This is a genomic window from Massilia eburnea (assembly GCF_009720745.1).
Classification (GTDB): domain Bacteria; phylum Pseudomonadota; class Gammaproteobacteria; order Burkholderiales; family Burkholderiaceae_D; genus Rugamonas; species Rugamonas eburnea.
Genome location: NZ_WNKX01000018.1, coordinates 108274 through 127931, shown reverse-complemented (window position 1 = coordinate 127931; position 19658 = coordinate 108274). Strand labels below are relative to the sequence as shown.

The 19658-nt window shown below is 62.8% G+C and carries 16 protein-coding genes and 1 pseudogene; 8 read left to right on the top strand and 9 right to left on the bottom strand.

Annotation, left to right across the window (positions count from 1 at the left end; genetic code table 11):
* Positions 1-321, top strand: a pseudogene (locus tag GM658_RS29120) (hypothetical protein); the annotation flags it as partial.
* Positions 322-833: 512 nt separating this feature from the next.
* Here GM658_RS29120 and GM658_RS21010 read toward each other — a convergent pair.
* Positions 834-1487 carry a DUF6445 family protein gene (locus tag GM658_RS21010; protein ID WP_155456011.1) on the bottom strand — a complete coding sequence of 218 codons (654 nt, stop codon included), beginning with the start codon at positions 1485-1487 and terminating at the stop codon, positions 834-836.
* A gap of 134 nt (positions 1488-1621) precedes the next feature.
* On the opposite strand from GM658_RS21010, the gene GM658_RS21005 reads away from it, so the two are divergent.
* The gene (locus GM658_RS21005) at positions 1622-2392 is read left to right on the top strand and encodes a S1 family peptidase (protein WP_155456010.1); all 771 of its coding nucleotides are present in this window, start codon (positions 1622-1624) and stop codon (positions 2390-2392) included.
* Positions 2393-2612: 220 nt separating this feature from the next.
* Positions 2613-5318, top strand: a complete 2706-nt coding sequence (locus tag GM658_RS21000; RefSeq protein WP_170298903.1) for a hybrid sensor histidine kinase/response regulator — start codon at positions 2613-2615, stop codon at positions 5316-5318.
* On the opposite strand, the gene GM658_RS20995 is transcribed toward GM658_RS21000, so the two are convergent.
* Both GM658_RS20995 and GM658_RS20990 read right to left on the bottom strand, forming a co-directional pair.
* Complete coding sequence (locus GM658_RS20995; RefSeq protein WP_229416997.1) at positions 5315-6097, bottom strand: EAL domain-containing protein; 783 nt, start codon at positions 6095-6097, stop codon at positions 5315-5317. The two genes, GM658_RS21000 and GM658_RS20995, sit on opposite strands and share 4 nt — an antisense overlap.
* A 100-nt stretch (positions 6098-6197) precedes the next feature.
* Positions 6198-6485 (bottom strand): hypothetical protein, encoded by a 288-nt coding sequence (locus GM658_RS20990; protein ID WP_155456008.1) that lies wholly within the window; start codon positions 6483-6485, stop codon positions 6198-6200.
* 87 nt (positions 6486-6572) lie between these two features.
* On the opposite strand from GM658_RS20990, the gene GM658_RS20985 reads away from it, so the two are divergent.
* A complete protein-coding gene (locus GM658_RS20985) occupies positions 6573-7349 on the top strand; it encodes a pseudouridine synthase (protein WP_155456007.1) in 777 nt (258 codons plus the stop codon).
* Here the strand turns inward: GM658_RS20985 and GM658_RS20980 are convergent.
* Positions 7275-8174: a 5'-nucleotidase gene (locus GM658_RS20980; RefSeq protein ID WP_155456006.1), complete on the bottom strand. Its 900-nt coding sequence runs from the start codon at positions 8172-8174 to the stop codon at positions 7275-7277. The two genes, GM658_RS20985 and GM658_RS20980, sit on opposite strands and share 75 nt — an antisense overlap.
* Before the next feature lie 177 nt (positions 8175-8351).
* Here GM658_RS20980 and GM658_RS20975 point away from each other — a divergent pair, with 177 nt between their 5' ends.
* The 4 genes from GM658_RS20975 to GM658_RS20960 all read left to right on the top strand — a co-directional run bounded on the left by GM658_RS20975 (position 8352) and on the right by GM658_RS20960 (position 14989).
* Positions 8352-9635, top strand: a complete 1284-nt coding sequence (locus GM658_RS20975; RefSeq protein WP_371865202.1) for a BNR repeat-containing protein — start codon at positions 8352-8354, stop codon at positions 9633-9635.
* A 13-nt stretch (positions 9636-9648) separates the two neighbouring features.
* A complete protein-coding gene (locus GM658_RS20970) occupies positions 9649-12507 on the top strand; it encodes a TonB-dependent receptor (RefSeq protein WP_155456004.1) in 2859 nt (952 codons plus the stop codon).
* A gap of 99 nt (positions 12508-12606) precedes the next feature.
* Positions 12607-13734: a glycoside hydrolase family 88/105 protein gene (locus GM658_RS20965; RefSeq protein WP_155456003.1), complete on the top strand. Its 1128-nt coding sequence runs from the start codon at positions 12607-12609 to the stop codon at positions 13732-13734.
* Between the two features lie 10 nt (positions 13735-13744).
* A complete protein-coding gene (locus tag GM658_RS20960) occupies positions 13745-14989 on the top strand; it encodes a DUF2264 domain-containing protein (RefSeq protein WP_155456002.1) in 1245 nt (414 codons plus the stop codon).
* An 11-nt stretch (positions 14990-15000) separates the two neighbouring features.
* Here the strand turns inward: GM658_RS20960 and GM658_RS20955 are convergent, their stop codons facing one another.
* Genes GM658_RS20955 through dgoD form a run of 5 tightly spaced genes read right to left on the bottom strand, consistent with a single transcriptional unit; the run spans position 15001 to position 19579 of the window.
* Positions 15001-15948, bottom strand: a complete 948-nt coding sequence (locus tag GM658_RS20955) for a LysR substrate-binding domain-containing protein (protein WP_155456001.1) — start codon at positions 15946-15948, stop codon at positions 15001-15003.
* 33 nt (positions 15949-15981) lie between these two features.
* Entirely contained in the window at positions 15982-16851 is an 870-nt protein-coding gene (locus tag GM658_RS20950; RefSeq protein WP_155456000.1) for an SMP-30/gluconolactonase/LRE family protein, read from the bottom strand.
* Positions 16829-17485, bottom strand: coding sequence for a 2-dehydro-3-deoxy-6-phosphogalactonate aldolase (locus GM658_RS20945; protein WP_155455999.1), 657 nt, complete (start codon positions 17483-17485; stop codon positions 16829-16831). Before GM658_RS20945 ends, GM658_RS20950 begins: the two co-directional genes overlap by 23 nt.
* Position 17486: 1 nt before the next feature.
* Positions 17487-18437 carry a 2-dehydro-3-deoxygalactonokinase gene (locus GM658_RS20940; protein ID WP_155455998.1) on the bottom strand — a complete coding sequence of 317 codons (951 nt, stop codon included), beginning with the start codon at positions 18435-18437 and terminating at the stop codon, positions 17487-17489.
* Positions 18431-19579, bottom strand: coding sequence for a galactonate dehydratase (gene dgoD, locus GM658_RS20935; protein WP_155455997.1), 1149 nt, complete (start codon positions 19577-19579; stop codon positions 18431-18433). The genes GM658_RS20940 and dgoD overlap by 7 nt, the downstream gene beginning before the upstream one ends.
* Between the last annotated feature and the right edge of the window lie 79 nt (positions 19580-19658).

Below are 19658 nucleotides of genomic sequence, written 5' to 3'. Positions count from 1 at the left end.
CTGAAGCAGATCCACCTGGATCTCAAAGAACTCGGCTATGAAGGGTCATACGACCGCGTAGCAGCCTTTGCCAGGCAGTGGAAGACGGGTCAACTGGAGTGGGTCAATTCTGCGAGCAAACGCACACCTCAGGTATTCCAGTTCAGTTACAACATCGACGAGCGGGGAGTCGTACGTCGGGTTGTAGAGCTGGAGATCAAAGTGCTCAAACTTGGGGCGATCCATATCCGAAGGTTTGACTATCTAAAAAGCTGGTGGTGGGTAACTCAAATTATGACAAAAAATAGTTGTATAATCAAAGGGTTGCGAATTGTCCCATGACGCGTTATGTGGAATGATGGCATATATTATGTAGAAAATCCTCCACAGATAAATGTAGCCCCTGTTTCTGGACGCCAAGTCAGGAGTTCGGCTGACCCCATAGTCGAGTGTGGAAAGTTGACAAAGGTGCACATAAGCATCGCGCTTCGCTAGGGTGTAGACTGGCCGGAATGCCAAAATTGTCGGCGACGGTGGGGCAACGGTGCGTATAGCAAAAAGCCATTATTAGACCAATATGGGCAGCGAGTACAAAGCCATCATCACCTTCCTTCTCGCAGGCGCTGCGCTGATTCGCTCGAACAACGGCTGGTTTGCCCTCTTTGTACAGTTCGTGCCAATAGTGGGCATGGGATTAGCAAGTGCTTCAGGAAACGGAACACTTGTTTGGCTGTTTGGCATAGCCTCATGCTCGCCGTGCCGTTGTGGCTCTTCGTAACCATCATCTTAGCTGCGGTCGCACTCCTCCAGCGCGGCAAGCGCAAATAAGCCGCTCCCTGGTGCCTCTAGATTAGTTACGCCATCCAGAAGAAAACGGCAGTCAGGCGCTTGTCCTGATGGTCGAAGCCGAAATAGCCGGTGGCGGAGTGCACCAAATTTGCTTTGTACAGCAGGATGCGGTTGAATTTATTATCCACTCGCACATCTTCCTGCCACGCTTCCGGCGGCAAGCCCTTAACCTTCAGCGCTTCGCGCAGGTTGGCGTGCGGCGGCATGCACAGGTTGCCGCCCAGCGACCCATTCGGCTGGCGCTGGCGGTAGAACGAGGTGCCGCATTCCGGATCGGGATCGGGCGTCAAATAAATCACGCTGGCGTAGCGGCAAAGCTTGGTGGAGTCGGTGTGCGGGCGTGCGCCCGAATCGGGCATGCCGACCAGCTGGAAGTAGTTGTGATTCAGCGAGCTGCCTTCCGGCGTCGCTTCCTGCCACAGGCGCTTGGCGCCGGTCATCTTCTTTACCCATGTTTCCACGTATTCCAGCTCGGCTGGTGTGAGCGCGTTCGGGGTGCGCTTGCCGGGCCAGGGTTCGTTGGCGTAGGGCGCGCCCAGTTCCCAGTAGTCCTGGTCGAAGCAGCGTTGTGCGATTTCATTGGCATTGGGCAGGAAGTCGTCCTGCACCCAGTAGTCACGGCCTAACTGGGGTTTGCGGTAAGGAAGAATGGGCAGCATGGCCGACAGAGTAGCAAGAAAACAGCGTTTTGACGCGCGTTTGGCACTGCGGCTGTGTTCAGATTGACACGCTATTGCCCGGCATTGCAATATTTGCATGCAATCTCGATCACATACTAAGGAGAATACGCAACATGAAGATGTCTACGCTTTCCCTTGCAGCGCTGGCCATGGCGGCCGCTCATGCCCAGGCCATCACTTACGGCCAGGCTGATGGCAACAAGCACCCGCAGGTCGGGGCGCTGGTGGATTACGACAGCAAGGGCACGGCCTACGCGTTTTGCACAGGCACCATGATCAGCCCAACCGTGATGCTGACCGCGGCACACTGCAATCCCGGCGTGTCAGCCGTGAAGGTGACGTTCGACAGCAAGGTGCTGAATTCGGCGGTGATGTATGTGGGCCAGTACCACGCCAATCCGGACTATCGCGCACAGCAAAACGATCCACACGATATTGCAGTGATCGTGTTCGACCAGCCCATTCCAAACGTGACGCCAGCGCAGTTGCCGACGCTGGGATTGTTCGATACCTTGAAGGGCAATGGCTTGCTGGCCACCTCGACTTACACAGCCGTGGGTTACGGCGGCCAGGAGCGCAGCTTTGACGGAAAGGGCGGCTGGACCATCGCTTACCAGGACACGCGCGAATGGTCGGTCTCGGCCTTCGGTGCACTGAACGATAGCTGGCTGCGCCTGTCGCAGAACAATGCCACCGGCAACGGCGGTACTTGCTATGGCGATTCCGGCGGGCCCAATTTCTTCGGCAGCGGCAGCGGTGAAACCAGGATGCTGGCAGGCACGACCATCACGGGAGACACGCCGTGCGTGCAGAGCAATGTGATCTACCGTTTGGACACGCCATCCGCGCGTGCCTTCCTCGCTGACTTTGTCCCGTTACCATAAGGCCAGAAATTCCAGAAAGAAAAAGGCCAATGCACCCGTTGGCCTTGTAACGTCCGGAGCGAGCCTGATTCCACGGGTCTTGTAAGATGTCGAGATGGAGTCTAACGATGCAATGGTGGAGCTCATTCCTTGCGCCGCGTTGTTGTACTCTGGCGAAGGAAAGATACTTGCCGCGAACTGGATGTTTTGCGATCTGGTGGGTTGTACGCCGGACGATCTGTTGCACCGTAGCGTAGGCGAGTTGATGGTCGGCAGCGAGCAGCAACTGGACGATGCTGTTTGGCTCGCAGAACTCATCACCTACAGCGGCGGCACCATCCGCTGCGAAATAGCGCGCAAGTGCCTCGGTAGGGGCGGGCCGCAGAAATGCCTGGCGCTTGTGCGCCGCGCGCAAGCCGATAGCGAGCTGATCCTGCACGCTATCAATGAAGGCTTCGTGCTGCTCGACAGCGACTTCCGCATCCAGCGCATCAACGATGAGGCGCTGCGTATCGACGGCCGGCCGCGTGAAGCGTTCATCGGCAAGACGCACTGGGAGGCTTGGCCGGGTTCGGAGCAGTTGCCGATCGCGGCAGCCTACCGCAAGGCGATGCGGGAGCGCAGCACCGCTACCATCGAGCAGGTGTACCACCATAACGGCCAGGATATGTGGCTTGAGATCCGCGTCTACCCGGTGGAGCAAAGCCTGGCGCTCTTTTACCGCAACATCACGCCGCGCAAGCTGGCTGAGCGCGCAATGCGCGACAGCGAAGCGAAGTTCCGCACGATTGCCGACGCCATGCCGCAGATTGTGTGGTCGGCGCTGCCGGATGGTTTCCACGACTATTTCAACCAGCGCTGGTACGACTACACCGGCGTGCCGGAAGATGTGGCGCAGGGCCATGCCTGGGAGGGCCTGTTCCATCCCGATGACGTGCCGTTGATGCAGGCGCGCTGGCAGCATAGCCTGGCTACCGGCGAGCCCTATGAGATGGAATTCCGTCTGCGCCACCGCTCCGGCGAATACCGCTGGGCGCTGGCACGCGCGCTGCCGGTGCGGAATGAAAACGGCGAGATCGTGCGCTGGATGGGCACTTCCACCGATATCCACGACAGCGTGGAAATGCGCGCCGCCTTGCTCGATGCGCAGTCGCGCCTTGAATCTGCACTGGATGCCGCCGAAATCGGCACCTGGACCTGGGAGATCCAGCAGGACCGCGTACACGCGGACAGCAACCTGGCTGCGATGTTCGGCATATCGCCCGAGGACGCGGATGGCGGTCCGATTTCCTCCTATTTCAACGTGGTGCATCCGGAAGATGTCGGCAATGTGCGTAAAGGCATTGAACAATCATTGGCTTCCGGTGTTCCTTATCACGAAAGCTTCCGCGTGAATGTGCCCGGCGACGGCGTCCGCTATATGCAAGGCAGGGGAGTCGTTGCCAGCGATGCCGAAGGCAAGCCAATGCGCATGTCCGGTGCGGTGCTCGATGTCACGCGCCAGCAGCTTGCCGACGAAGCGCTGAAATCGAGCGAGCTGACTTTTCGCACGCTGGCGGACAACATTCCCCAATTGGCCTGGATGGCGGATAGCGATGGTTCGATCTATTGGTATAACAACCGCTGGTTTGAATACACGGGCACCACCCTCGAGGAAATGCAGGGCTGGGGATGGTCGAAGGTTCACCATCCCGACCACGTCGAGCGCGTAGTGTCGTTATTCCGCAAGCGGATCGTGGAGGACCAGGAAGCATGGGAGGATACCTTCCCCTTGCGCGGCGCGGACGGCCAGTACCGCTGGTTCCTGTCGCGCGCCGTGCCGATCCGCGACGAGCACGGCAAGGTGCAGCGCTGGCTGGGCACCAATACCGACATTACCCCGCAGCGCGAGGCGGAACAGCGCAAGGACGACTTCCTGGCCTTGCTGGCGCACGAATTGCGCAATCCGCTGGCGCCGATCAGCACGGCGGCGCAATTGCTGAAAATGGGCGGACGCAATCCCGAATACATCCAGCGCTCGAGCGAGATCATCGACCGCCAGGTCAAGCACATGACGGAACTGGTCGATGACCTGATGGATGTGTCGCGCGTGACGCGCGGCCTGGTATCGATCGAAAGGAAAGAAGTAACCGTGGCCGATGTGGTCACGGACGCGGTCGAGCAATCGCGGCCCTTGATGGAGTCCCGCAACCAGCAGCTGGCGCTGGACGTGCGCGACGGCGATGCCGAAGTGCTGGGCGATCGCACCCGGCTGGTGCAAGTGCTGGCCAACCTCCTGAACAATGCGGCGAAGTACACGCAGCAGGGCGGACGTATCGAGCTTGTCGCGGAGGTACGGGATGGTCATGTCGTCATCAGGGTCGCCGACAACGGCATGGGAATGGATGCGGACTTGCTGCCGCGCGTGTTCGAACTGTTTGCGCAGGCGGAGCTGACGCCGGACCGGCGCGGCGGCGGTCTGGGACTCGGCCTGGCACTGGTGAAAAGCATCGTGGGCTTGCATGGCGGGCAGGTCACCGCCGACAGCGCCGGGCGCGGCAAAGGCAGTACGTTCACCGTCACCTTGCCTTTGCTACATCAGGAAGGGACGGGCCGGCATTTGCATATCCTGCTTGTCGACCGCGACGACGACGAGGACGCGGAACTGCCCGCTGCGCTGGAAGCGGAAGGCCATATGGTCGCTCTTTGCGGCGACGAGCCGAGCGCACTGGAGACTGCGCGCGAGCTGCATCCCGATGCTGTCCTGATCCGCACCGACATGCCGGGCGTGGAAGGCTACGCACTGGCGCGGCAACTGCGCGCCATGCATCCCGAAGAGCATGCGACCTATATCGCCCTGAGCGATTCGGACCAGTCGCATGACAAGGTTATCGCACGTGGCGCGGGATTTGACCACCAGCTGGAGCGGCCGGTGGCAATCGGGACGCTGCGCAGGGTGCTGCCTTAAGCCACCAGTCGCTCGTTATCCTTTCGTGCGTTATCCTGTACCAGGACCAGGGCGCCGGTACGCGCCGCAGCTTCGCGCAGGGCAGGGGAGTCGCCTTTGACCAGGACTTGCACCTCCAGCGCTGCGGCCTGCGCCAGCACCTGGGTCAGTTCGGCCGTTCCGGCGCCGAGCAGGCTGCCGATACGCACTGCATCCACCCGGGCATGGCCCAGTACGGACGGTAGCTGAAGCGCATTGGCCACTTTCACCGAAATGCGGAAGCCGTTACGGCGGTAGTTGTCGGCGACGTAATTCAGCATCCAGTTCTGGCGCGCGTTCACGGCGGGCAGTTGCAGCACGATTTGCCCCTGCGGCAGCCCGAGCGTGTCGAGAATGCGGCGGAATGCCATGCCGTGGTTGCTGCTCACGGCGCTGAGCAGGCGGTTGTGCACGTTCAGGTGCAATGTGTTCGCGGCCAGTGCTTCGTTACGGAAGAAATTGATCGCATGGAGTGTGCGGCATAGGCGGTCCAGCGCGACGGATTCATCATCGCTGGCTGCGCCATCGAGGTACGTCCAGACGGGAAGGGCCCGGTCCTCTTCGGCGACACCGCGCACGCGGCCGGCGAATCCGCTTATCGCGCCGCTGCCAAGTTCGCGGATCGGATGGAAGGCGCTGCCCAGCCAGCAGTTGAAAATATGGCCCTGGACTTCGCCGTCGGCGCCTTGGCGCAAGTTGCCGGTGGAGGCTTCGCCAACCGCCAGGCGCTCCAGGTAGGCGTTCAAGGCTGGGTAGCGCATTTTGGGCTCCTCTGAAACATTGGGAGCCCAGTCTACGCCGCGTCCTTCGCACATGTGAACGAAGCTTTCGGCATATCCAACTGCACAATTTGCAGGACGCTCAGGGATCGCTGGAGCTGAAGCTGGAGCTGGAAGTGTCGCAGCTGCTCGGGGAGGAAAAGCTGGCGCTGCTGTCAAAGCTCGGCGCATCACAACTTGGCGGCTGCCAGCCGCTATCCTGGGGAAAGGACTGGAAGGAGTCGGCTTCCTGCCGCGAAGTGTAGTCGGGGACCTCGGGCGCCATGAATTCCGGCATGGCTGCCGATTGGTCCCAATGTGGCGCCGGCTTGCGGACCGGCGACTTTTGCTGCAGTGAGCGGCGTTTGAACCAGGCGAACAATTTCTTCAATTGGCTTCCTCAAGAATAGGCCTGAGGCATTGTGATTGCCTATTACATAAATTGCAATACCTCATGTATGGGACAATGTCGCCCGCAATGAAGAACAATCCTCTTACCGAAATCTATCGCGATGCATCGCTGCTCGTGGTGCACAAGCCTGCCGGCCTGCTGGTGCATCGCAGCCCGATCGATCCGCACGAAACCGAATTCGCCTTGCAGTATGCGCGCGAGATGAATGGCGGCGAATATGTCTACGCCGTGCACAGGCTGGACCGGCCCACCTCCGGTTTGCTGGTATTCGCACGCGACCAGCAGGCCGCCAGCCTGCTGGGCAAGGCCTTCATGGCGGGCGAGGTGCACAAGCGCTACCTGGCCATGGTGCGCGGCTGGGCGCCGTTGGAAGGAGTGATTGACCATCCGTTGCGGGAAGAGCCGGAGGATCGGCGCTGCAAGGAGGAGGAGGCGCCGGTACGTGAGGCGCTGACGCGCTTTCGCCGGCTGGCGGCCACGGAGATCCCGGTAGCCATCGAAGGTTATGACCGCAGCCGTTACAGCCTGGTTGAACTCTTTCCGGAAACTGGGCGCCGCCACCAGCTGCGGCGCCACATGAAGCACATCAGCCATCCCATCATCGGCGATGCAAACCACGGGCGCGGGCGCCATAACCGCTACTTCGCCGAGCGTTTCGGCTTTGGGCGGCTGATGCTGGCGGCAGTCGGCATGTCGTTCAAGCACCCTGTATCAGGCGAACTGCTCGAACTCAGTGCCGCGCCGGAAGCCAGCTTCCTGCAGGTGCTGTCAATTTTCCCCGCCGATAGCGGCATTCGCGATGCCGTAGGGGACATGTCCGGTTGGGACGAACTCGCGCGCTGAATCGCAGTGTACCGGCTGGTCGTCGAAGAAGATGTCGGCGCCAAAAGCCTTGAGGAAGGCTCCTTTCGGCATGCCGCCGAGGAACAGCGCTTCGTCGATGCGGATGTTCCAGGCGCGCAGGGTGCGGATCACGCGCTCGTGGGCGGGCGCGGAGCGGGCGGTGACCAGCGCGGTGCGGATCGGCGCATCTTCCGCGCCGTGCGCCGCCTGGATCGCGTGCAGGGCCGCGAGGAAGTTCTTGAACGGGCCGCCGGGCATCGGATCGCGCGCCGCTTCGCGCTCGTTGCGGGCGAAGGCGTCGAGGCCGAGCTGCTTGTAGATGCGCTCGGAATCGTCGGAGAACAGCACCGCGTCGCCATCGAAGGCAATGCGCAGCTGGCCGATGCCGTCTTCGCGGTGCGACGGCAGGATGGTCGCCGCTGCGTGGCCCTGGGCCAGCGATTCGCGCACGTCGTCCTGGTTGGTGGAGAGGAATAGCTGCGCGCCGAAAGCTTCCACATAGCGATGCGTGCTGGCGCCGGAGCAGAAGGCGGCGCGCTTGATGTCCAGCTGGTAGTGCTCGATGGAGTTGAAGATGCGCAGGCCGGTGTCGGCGCTATTGCGCGACAGGAGCACCACTTCCACCAGCGGGACGTCGGGTTCGCCCTTGTTCAAGGCCAGCAGCTTGCGCACCAGGTTGAATGCCGGTCCCGGCTCCAGCACCACATGTTCATTTTCGCGCTGGTGGGCGCAGTAAGCAGCGACTCCCTGGGACTCGTAGACCGCATGGCTTTCGTCCAGCTGGAACAGGGCGCGCGAAGAGATGGCAACGACAAGTTTGTTCATTTGGCAGCTCGCAGGATACTGTGTATGGGTACAGTATATCACCGGCACGGCTATATCGTTTTGATCTAGGAGATTCGAAAGAACATATACATCGCATATTTCGATCTTTCGTAGAATGATTTCGAATTAGTTAATAATTGCTACCCGACCATGAAATCAACTGCGACGAAATGGAGAGTGCTGTCAACTGCAATGCTGGTCGTACTCTGCATTGCGGCGGTGCAGGCAAACGGGGTTAAGCAATCGACTATCGGCCCCGGCTGGGCCAATAATTCGGTCAACGTGACCGTGTTCCGCAAGAATTCCCTCGTTACCCACAATGACGTGCAGTTCGCCGCCTTTTATGACGCCGAGCGCTATGTCGTGCTGGCCAGGCGCCGCGTGGGCGAAAGCAATTGGACCGTGCAGCGCAGCCAGTACCAGGGCAGGGCCGATGACGCACATAACGGCATCAGCATCATGGTTGACGGCGCAGGTTACCTGCACGTGGCGTGGGACCATCACGACAATCCTCTGCGCTACACCCGCGGCACGGCGCCGGGTGCACTGACGCTTGGCGTGCGGCAGGCCATGGTGGGGCGCGACGAACAAGCGGTGAGCTATCCCGAGTTCTATCGCTTGTCGGACGGCGACCTGCTGTTCCTGTATCGCGATGGCGCATCGGGACGCGGCAACCTGGTAATGAACCGCTACCGCCGGTCCAGCGGCAAATGGGAGCGCTTGCAGGACAAGCTGATCGATGGCGAGGGACAGCGCAATGCCTATTGGCAGGCGACCGTGGACCGCCAGGGAACACTGCACCTGTCCTGGGTATGGCGCGAGTCGCCGGACGTGGCGAGCAACCATGACCTGGCTTATGCGCGTTCGCGCGACGGCGGCAAAAGCTGGGAGCATGCGGATGGAACGCCATACCGGCTGCCGATCACCGCGGCCAGCGCGGAGTATGCGCTGCACATCCCGCAGCACAGGGAATTGATCAACCAGACTTCGATGGCTGCCGACGATGCAGGCCATCCCTATATCGCCACTTACTGGCGTGATGAAGATAGCGCTATCCCCCAGTATCGCGTGGTGCATTACGCGGAACAGGGCTGGCGCGTGCTCACCCTGCCGCTGCACAAGACAGCGTTCAGCCTGTCCGGCGGCGGCACCAAACATATTCCGATGGCGCGGCCACAGTTACTGCTGTCCGGCCAGGGCGGCCTGCTGGTATTCCGCGACGAAGAGCGCGGCAGCAAGGTATCGGTCGCCGTCATCAAGGATTTCCAGCCCTTCCAATGGTCCGTGCACGACTTGAACAATTTGCCGGCCGGCGCCTGGGAGCCGACCTTCGACAGCGAGTTGTGGAAGTCGCGCGGCATCCTGAGCCTGTTCGTGCAGAACGTGGCGCAGGTGGATGGGGAAGGCATTGCACAGCGGCCAGCAGAGCCGGTGCAGGTGCTGGACTGGAGCGGGTTTTAAAGGGGAGACAACAATGAAAAAGAAAGTACTGGCGACGCTGCTTCCAGTGGCGTTGGCATCCGCTTTTGGCAATGGGGCCATGGCGCAGGAGGCCGCAGCAGCGGCGGCAGGCAACGGGGACGTTCCCGCCAACGTCGACGCGGCAAACACGGTGGTGGTGACGGGCTTCCGTTCCAGCCTGCAGAAAGCGTTGAACCTGAAAGCGCAGGCCATCGGCGTGCGCGATTCCATCGTGGCGGAGGACATTGGCAAGTTCCCGGAATCGAACGTGGCGGAATCGCTGCAGCGCGTGCCCGGCATCATCCTGAACCGGGATGAAAGCTCGGCTGAGGGCCAGCGCATCTCGATCCGCGGCCTGCCGACCGAGTATTCCGTGACCACGCTGAACGGGGCGCCGGTAAATACCACCAGCACCGGCTCCATCGGCAGTGCGGCGCGCGGCTTCAACTACGACGTGTTTGCTTCGGAACTGTTTGGCCGCGTGGACTTCTACAAGTCGCCGCTGGCCGAACTGCCCGAGGGCGGCATGGGCGGCGTGGTGGACCTGCAATCGCCGCGCCCATTCGACAATCCGAAAGGCGCGGTGCGCTATTCGGTGACGGCGGCGTACAACACGATGTCGAAAAAGACCGATCCTGCCGGTTTCGCGCTGTATTCGAACACCTGGGGCAACTGGGGCTTCCTGATCGGCGGTGCCCATTCGAAGGCGGTGAACAACCGCTCCGGCTTCGAGGCCACCGGCGGCTATAACAGCTCGGCGCGCGGCAGCAAGAATCCTCCGCTGGGCAATTTCGCCATGCAGCTCGATTACGACGATCCGCGCGCCAACCTGTCCGGCTACACCAGGGACCAGGTGGACAATGCGCTGCTGCCGCGCATCTACCGCTTCTACGGTTCGTCCAATGACCGCACGCGCGATGGGCTGGTGTCTTCGCTGCAGTACAAGGACGGCACCTTGAACGTCAGCCTGGATACCATGTACTCCAGGTTGAAGAACTCGCGCGATGAGCTGTATTACGGCATCCTGATCCGCAACAGCAAAACCACCAACCCCGCCGCGGCCCCAGGGACCGCCGGGCACAATGGCCTGGTGCCGATCGACGTGCACATCGATCCGGGCTCCAACCTGCTGACCGGCACCTTTGGCAATACGTCCTACAGCAGCGGCGTCACCTATAGCGAGGACGAGACCAGGTTCGGCTACGTCTCCCTGAACGGCAACTGGAAAGCCACCGACAAGCTGGCGCTGACGGCTCAGGTGAGTGCCAACAGCAGCAAGGCGCAAAGCTATCAGGACACCTTGTCCGGCCAGATCTTCGGCATCACTTCGACCATCGATTACGGCAGCGACCATGTGTACCCGTCGCTGTCCTCGACCAGCGATTACCTGAACCCGGCCAACTACGCCGGCTTCGGGATCGGCACCGGTTTGACGCGTGAAACCGACCGTGGACGCCAGGGCCGCCTGGTCGCCGACCTGGATTACAACCTTTGGGGCGACTGGACCGGGCACCTGAGGACTGGCCTGGTGTATGTGGATACGGAGAAGGGCGTGAACAAGCGCAACGCTACCTCCGACATGACCACCAAGCTGAATTCCCTTGGCAATGCGGGCATGCGCCAGGGCATGGTGTTCGACCTGCCGATCAGCAACCTGGACATGGGGGCGGGCTGGCCGCACAAGTTCGGCACCTTCACGCGCGACTACACCTACTCGACATTCGATCCGCTGGCCTACAACACCGAGGCTACTTTCACTCCTGCGCAAAGCTTCACTGCCACCGAGAAGGTGACCTCGGGCTTCGTGCAGTCCGACTTCAAGGGCGAAGTGCTTGGCCACGGGCTGCGCCTGAATGCCGGCGTGCGCTATTCGCGCACCGAGCTCGATATCGACAACTTCAAGAAGACAGGCAGCGGCAATACTTATCAGCCCAACCAGGAGCACGGCTCCTACAGCAACGTGCTGCCGGCCGTCAGCAGCGCCCTCGACCTGACCGACGACCTGATGTGGCGCGCTTCCTTCGGCAAGACGATTTCGCGCGCTTCGCTGTCGATCATCGCGGCGCAAACCGTGGTGCCCAATCCGTTCGACAACTCGGCCACCGCCGGCAATCCCAACCTGCGCCCGCAGCAGTCGAAGAACTTCGACACCAGCCTGGAATACTACTTCCGCAGGGGCAGCCTTCTGTCAGCGGCCTACTTCCGCAAGGTGCTGACCGATGCCACGGTGTCCAGCACGACGCAAACCACCTTTGGTGCTTTGGGCTTGCCGGATACGGCGATGGGCGCCATCTTCTACCTGCCGGACGGCCATGTGGACCCGAACATGCCGATGACGCTGCGTACCTACAGCAATGCCGGCCGCCAGGTCCTGAAGGGCTACGAGCTGTCTTACCAGCAGGACTTCGACTTCCTGCCGGCGCCGTTCAAGGGTTTTGGCGCGCTGGCCAGCTACACCCACATTGACCCATTCAACAGCCAGAGGTGGATCACCAATGCGGGCAAGGAGATCGAAGTCAACTCGGTGCCCAAGTACGCCTACAGCACCACGGCCTATTACGAGAACGGTCCATGGGCAGTGCGCTTCTCCTATAACTACAAGGGACGCAGCCTGCACAGCGACAATCCGAAGAACAACGGCGACGACCTGATTCGCTGGCGCGCCGCGCGCGGCTACCTGGATGGCAATATCAGCTACAAGATCAACGATAACCTGGAGTTGCGGCTGGACGCGCTGAACCTCTCGAACACCTTGTCGTACGACTATTTCGAGGATGCCACCGGCCAGTACGGCAGCGGCAAGAAGACGCGCATGGATTACGCCAAGTACGACGGCCGCACCATCAAGATCGGCCTGCGCGGCAAGTTGTAAGCAGTACCCGGGGCGGTTTTCTCTCTCTTCCGTCCCCGGTCCCTTCCGCCGAAGGCACGCAAGTGTCTTCGGCTTTTTTCGAATCAAGGCAGGGGAACCATGAAACTAGTTCACACCGCATTGCTGGCCCTGGCCGTGCTGGGCGGCTGCACTTCGCTGCCGCAGGCGCCGCAGCGGCAGGAAGTGGTCGCCACCATCGACCGGGTCAACACCTACTGGCAAGCCCACAATCCGCCGCAGGAGTGGGCGTTCTGGAACGTGGCGGCCTATCACACCGGGAATATGGAGGCATACCGTGTCACCGGCAACCCGGCTTACCTGCAATACTCGCTGGACTGGGCCCGGCATAACCAATGGCAGGGCGCACGGTCGACCGACAAGAGCGCGTGGAAGCTGAGCTACGGCGAGACCGACGATCACGTACTGTTCGGCGATTGGCAGATCTGCTTCCAGACCTACGCCGATCTGTACCAGCTGGACAAAGACCCGGCACGCATCGCCCGCGCCCGCGAGGTGATGGAGTACCAGATGTCGACCGCTCGCAGCGATTACTGGTGGTGGGCCGACGGCCTGTATATGGTGATGCCGGTGATGACCAGGTTGTACAAGGCCACGGGCAACCCGCAATACCTGGAGAAGCTGCACGAGTATTTCCAGTACGCGGACAGCATCATGTACGACCGGGCCGAAAAGCTGTATTACCGTGATGCGCGCTATGTCTACCCGGCGCACAAGAGCGCCAACGGACGCAAGGACTTCTGGGCGCGCGGCGATGGCTGGGTATTCGCCGGACTTGCCAGGGTGTTGCAGGATTTGCCGAAGGATGCGCCGCACCGCGGCGAATACGTGAGCAAGTTCCAGGGCATGGCGGCGGCGCTGAAAAAAGCGCAGCAGCAGGAGGGCTACTGGACGCGCAGCCTGCTCGACCCGCAGCATGCGCCGGGGCCGGAAACCAGCGGGACTGCCTTCTTCACCTATGCCTACCTGTGGGGCATGAACAACGGCTTGCTGGAGCGTGCGGAGTACGCGCCGGTGGCGCTCAAGGGCTGGGATTACCTGGTACACGTGGCGTTGCAGCCCGACGGCAAGATCGGCTACGTGCAGCCGATTGGCGACCGCGCCATACCGGGCCAGGTGGTGGACCGCAATTCGACCGCGCATTTTGGCGTTGGCGCTTTCCTGCTGGCGTCGGCTGAAATGGTGCGCTACATCGACAACAACAAATAGGGGAGAACGAATGGAGCGAAGGAATTTCATGCATGGCTTGCTGGCCGGCGGCCTGGCGGCGTCGGCGCCGGCATTTGCAGGCGGCACTGCAGCGGGCGGGGACCGCGCCTACATGGTCGGCTTGCTGCAAAAGATGGCCGAACCGGTGCTGTCGAATATGGCGAAAGGCGAATTGAAAAAGAAGTTTGCGCTCGAACTGAGCCCAAGCTGGGACGGCCGCGAGCCCGGCGTCGCCTACCTGGAATGCTTTGGCCGCCTGATCGCAGGCATCGCGCCCTGGCTGGCGCTGCCGGATGACGACAGCGCCGAAGGCCGCAGCCGCAAGCGCCTGCGCGAACAAGCGCTGCAAAGCTTCAGCAGTTCGGTCGATCCGGCATCGCCCGATTACCTGTTGTGGAAAGGGCACGGCCAGGCCCTGGTCGATTCCGCCTACTTCACCAATGCGCTGATGCGTGCGCCGAAAGCCCTGTGGGAGCCGCTCGACGCGGTCACCAAGCAGCGCATCGTCGGCGAGATCAAGGGTTTGCGCCGTATCGAGCCGCCGTATATCAACTGGATGCTGTTCGCGGCAATGAACGAAGCGTTCCTGCTGTCGATCGGCGAGGAGTACGACCCGATGCGCATGAACGTTGCCATCCGCAAGATCAACGAATGGTATGTGGGCGACGGCTGGATCAAGGATGGCGAGGCTTTCCACTTCGATTACTACAACTCCTTCGTCATGTATCCGATGCTGGTGGAGATCCTGGAAGTGCTGGCCCGGGCCAACGGACCATTCTGGAACGGCAAGCCGGCCGACCTGCTGGCGCAGGCGCAGAAGCGCATGCAGCGGTACGGCGAGCACCTGGAGCGTTTCATTTCGCCGCAAGGCAGTTTCCCGCCCATCGGCCGCTCCCTGACTTACCGCACCGCCGCCTTCCAGCCGCTGGCATTGCTGGCCTGGCGCAAGCAGTTGCCGGCAAGTTTGCCGGAAGGGCAGGTGCGTGCGGCCCTGCAGGCGGTACACAAGGCTATCTGGACCGACCCGGGCAATTTCACCAGGGACGGCTACCTGACCATCGGCTTTGTCGGCCACCAGCCGGAACTGGGGGATTGGTATTCGAATAATGGCAGCATGTATATCGCCGCTTCGAGCTTGCTGGCGCTAGGCTTGCCCGCCGACGATTCCTACTGGACGGCGCCGGCCCTGGAATGGACGCAGAAAAAAGCTTTCGCGGGACGCAAGTTCCCCAAGGATTACCACGTGAGTTATTGATCCTGGCTCGATCAGCGGCGGTAGCGTGCCTGGGCCGCCTCGCGCAAGGCGGCCAGCATGGCTTCGGCGCCGGGCGAGAGGCGGTGGCGCTTGCGGGTGACGATGCCGTACATGTCCATGCGCAGGCCCAGGTCCCACGGCAGCACGGCCAGCAGGCCGGCGTCCAGGTAAGGGCGCACGGTTTCTTCCGGCATGGCGGCGATCATGCGGCTGCCGGGCAGCAGGTTGACCACCACAGGCATGGCCAGCGTTTCCACCACTTCGGTCGGCGGCTCCAGGCCTTGCGAAAGGAACATCGACGTCAGGCGGTCGCGCAGGATGCTGCCGGCTGGAGGAAGTACCCAGGGCTCGCGCGCCAGGTCGGCCAGCTGCAGGTCTTTGCGGCCGACGAAGGGATGGTCGGCGGCGGCGATCAGGCTATGCGGCTCGTCAGTCAGCGGTTCGAAATTGAATTCGGATGCGACGTTGGAATCGAGCAGGCGGCCGATCACGAGGTCGAATTCACCGGCGCGCATGCGGTCCACCAGGATCTTGGAGGTGTCGACCGTGATCGATACCTGCACTTTGGCGGTGCGGCTTTTCAGCAGCTTGACCGCGTCGGTGACCAGTCCCGCGGAAGGCGTCAGCACGGTGCCGATCGAGACGCGGCCGGACAGGCCGGAAATCAGTTCCATCACTTCCTGGTGCGCCGCATCCATTTCCGCCAGGGCGGTGCCGGCGCGGCGTATCATCACTTCGCCGTACCAGGTCGGCACCACGCCGCGCGGCAGGCGTTCGAACAGCTGCACGTTGAGCGCGTGTTCGATCTCGCCCAGCAGCTTGGATGCCGCAGGCTGGGTGAGGTTTGCCGCCTGTGCTGCGTGGAGGATCGAGCGGTGCCGGCCCAATTCGACCAGGAGCACCAGGTGGCGCGTTTTCAGGTGGGACCGTACGAAGCGGTCCGAGCGTGGATCTGACATGCGGTCAATAATAGGGCCGCTCCCCGGGCAGCGTCAATCGGCAGCGTCGTCAAACAGGGACGGGGGAAGTCCCTGCACGCCGGCCATCTCGATGGTGTGCAAGCCGCCATCGCGGGCGCCGGCAGCCAATTGTTCCATCTTTTGTCCACCGAAAGCGGGCCGCGCGGGATGCGTGGCGGCCAATGCAATCTCCTGCAGCAGCACGCCGCCTTGTGCGAATTGCGCCAGGCGGCCGCGCCGCCCTTCCTCGCGCAATGCCGCCCACAGATTGCCGGCGGCATCGACCGTAACGCCGCCGAGGCGCGCGCCGCCAAGGCTGGCGAACCGTTTGATTCTACCGACTTCGGCACGCGCCGGGTCATACGTAGTTTCCAGTATTTCGCTGCCGTCGCCATTGGCGAAATACAGGGTGGCGCCATCGGCGCTGAAGCCGATGCCATGGGCTGCAGCGACGGTGGGCAAGGCCAGGCGGCGCAGGCCGTGGCGCTGGGAATATTGATAAAAGCTGCCGATCGGCGGCGCGCCGGGATGCAGGTTGGCGGTGCCGAGGACGAAATTGCCATGGCGGTCGGCGCAGCCGTCGCTGATCCGGGTGCGCGCTTCGGCGGGATCGACGGCGGCTACCGCAAGGGGAAGGCGGCGCGCCAGTTTCAGCGCGCCGGGCGGCGTGCGCTCGGCCAGGTACAGCCATTTGTCGAGGCCCAGCAGCAGCTTGCCGCTGCGGCAGAAAGCAAACGCGGCGAGATGCTCGGGCAGGCGGCTGGTTTCCGGCTGGCCCTTGCCGCGCCAGGCTTTCAGCGCCGGCGCGGCGGCATCGCTCCACCACCAGCAGCCGTCATGCCAGAGCAGGGCGCCGATCTGGGCGGAAGGCAGCGCTGCTTCAGGCAGGGCGCGCTGTTCCATCCTGCCTCCAGGCTGCAACGAAGGCGCGTGCGCGTTCGGCGACGGCCGCTGCGCCCAGGCCTGGCTGGTACAGTGCCGAGCCGAGGCCAAAGCCGGTGGCGCCTGCTGCGCGCCAGGTTGCCATGCTGCCCGGAGTGACGCCCCCGACCGGCAGCAGCGGCAGTGCCGGCGGCAGCACGGCCCGCATGGCGCGCATCACGGTTGGCGTCACCAGTTCGGCCGGGAAAAGCTTGAGCGCATCGGCGCCGGCGTGGACGGCGGCAAAAGCTTCGGTCGGCGTGGCGGCGCCGGGCACGCAGTACATGCCGGCTTCCTTGGCGGCGCGGATGACCGCGGTGTCCGAATGCGGCATGACGATCAGCTGGCCGCCGGCATTGCGCACATCCTGCACGGCGGCGGTGCTCAGAACGGTGCCGGCGCCGAGCACCGCGCCGGACGGCAGGCTGCGCGCCAGGCGGGCGATGGATTCCAGCGGCTGCGGAGAATTCAGCGGAACCTCGATCAGGCGGAAGCCCGCGTCATACAGGGCGGCGCCGATGCCTTCGGCCTCATGCGGCTGGATGCCGCGCAGGATGGCGACCAGCGGCAACTCTGCGAAAGCGGCATGGAAGGGGGAGGCGGGGGTATTCGTCATTTCAATCCTTGATCATGCCGGCGGCGCGCGCCAGGTGGTACAGGCCGGCCGGAGCGGTGTTATCGAGCAGCAGCGGCGGTTCGGCCTGGAAGCGCTGCAGCGCAAGGGCGTAGCGCTGGCACAGCACGTGGCTGCCGACCAGGGCCAGCGGTGCTTGCGCCAGGCCCGCCGCATCGCGCCAGGCCAGGCCGGCGCGCAATTCGTGGCCCACCAGCAGGCCGGAAAGATAGTCGGCCAGGTCGCTGGCCGGCGCGCGGCCGGTGACGCCCAGGGTGCGCGCCGCAAAAATCTGGTGGCTCATGCCGAGGTGGCCGCAATCGCGGGCGGCGTCGACGCCCGCCACAAAAGCGTGTTCGGCGAATGCGCCGCTGTCGCCCATCAGGCGGCCCAGCACGGAGTGGCTGCGCAGCACGGCGAACAGTTCGCCCGTCATATGGGTGGCGAAACGGCGCAGGCGGCCGTCATTCACTTGCGCCCATTTCGAATGGGTGCCGGGCAGGACGATGCAGGATGCTTCGCGCAGCGCGGGCTGCAGCTGCAGGGCGCCCACGATCTGGGTTTCCTCGCCGCGCATCAGGTCCGGTGGCAGGGCGCCGTCGTCGTACAGCATGCCGGGCACGATGCTGATTTCGGCGCCGGGGCTGGACAGCATGCCGGCCGCCAGCGCGGCGGCGTCGGCCGGGCAGGCGGCGTAAGGCACGTCGCGCCAGCCGTGCTGGCTGCCGATCATGCCGCAGGCGAGGATGGGCAGGCCCGGATGGGCGGCCAGCCAGTCGCCGGCGATGCCTTGCAGCGCATCGGCGAAGGCAGGCACGCCGGACAGGGTGGAAGCGCCCTGGCTGTTGCTGCGTTCCGCCAGCACTTTGCCGCCGGAGCCGAGCAGGAAGGCGCGCAGGCTGCTGCTGCCCCAATCGAGGCCGAGCAGGCTGGCGCTGTCGGCGTGGCTTACCATTCCGCGACGCTGCCGTCGGGGTGGCGCCACAGCGGGTTGGTCCAGTCGGGCGCATTGCGGCTGGCTTCAATCACGCGCTGCTCATCGACTTCCACGCCCAGGCCTGGCTTGGGCAGCGGCTTGATGTAGCCGTTTTCGATCTTGAAGTCTTCCTTGTTCAATACGTAGTCGAGCACCTCGCCGCCCTTGTTGTAGTGGATGCCGATGCTCTGTTCCTGCAGCACGGCGTTGTACGAGACGAAGTCCACGTGCAGGCAGGACGCCAGCGCGATCGGGCCAAGCGGGCAGTGCGGGGCCAGGGCCACGTCGTAGGCTTCCGCCATGCCGGCGATCTTCACGCACTCGGTGATGCCGCCGGCATGCGACAGGTCCGGCTGCACGATGTTGATGCCGCCAGCCTGGAACACGTTCTTGAATTCGAAGCGCGAGAACATGCGTTCGCCGGCCGCCAGCGGAATCGAGGTCGATTCGGCTAGGCGCGGGTAGTACTCGGCCTGCTCGGCCAGCACCGGTTCTTCCACGAACAGCGGGCGGTAAGGCTCCAGTTCGCGCAGCAGCGCCTTGGCCATCGGCGCGGAAACGCGGCCGTGGAAATCGATGCCGAATTCGATCTGGTTGCCGAAGGCGTCGCGGATTTCCGCAATGCGCTGCACGGCGGCATCGACGGCGGCGGAGCTTTCGATGATGCCGAATTCCTCGGTGCCGTTCATCTTGAAGGTGTCGAAGCCCGCTTCGCGCAGCTTCCTGATGCCGTCGATGACGTCGGCCGGACGGTCGCCGCCCACCCAGCTATAGGTTTTCATGCGGTCGCGTACCAGGCCGCCCAGCAGCTCGTACACCGGCACGCCGAGCGCCTTGCCCTTGATGTCCCACAGCGCCTGGTCGATACCGGCGATCGCGCTCATGAGGATGGCGCCGCCGCGGTAAAAGCCGCCGCGGTACATGACTTGCCACAGGTCGTTGATGCGGCGCGGATCCTGGCCAACCAGGTATTGCGAAAACTCGTGGACGGCTGTTTCCACCGTGCGTGCCTTGCCTTCGATGACCGGCTCGCCCCAACCGACGATGCCCTCGTCGGTTTCAATCTTGAGCAGCATCCAGCGCGGCGGGATGCGGTAGGTGGTCAGTTTGGTAATCTTCATTTTTGCTGTTCGTGGGTGAAGTGTTAGGGCAAGTCTACCGTGGCGAGCTAGTCCAGAAATATGAGAAATTTATAGCGTT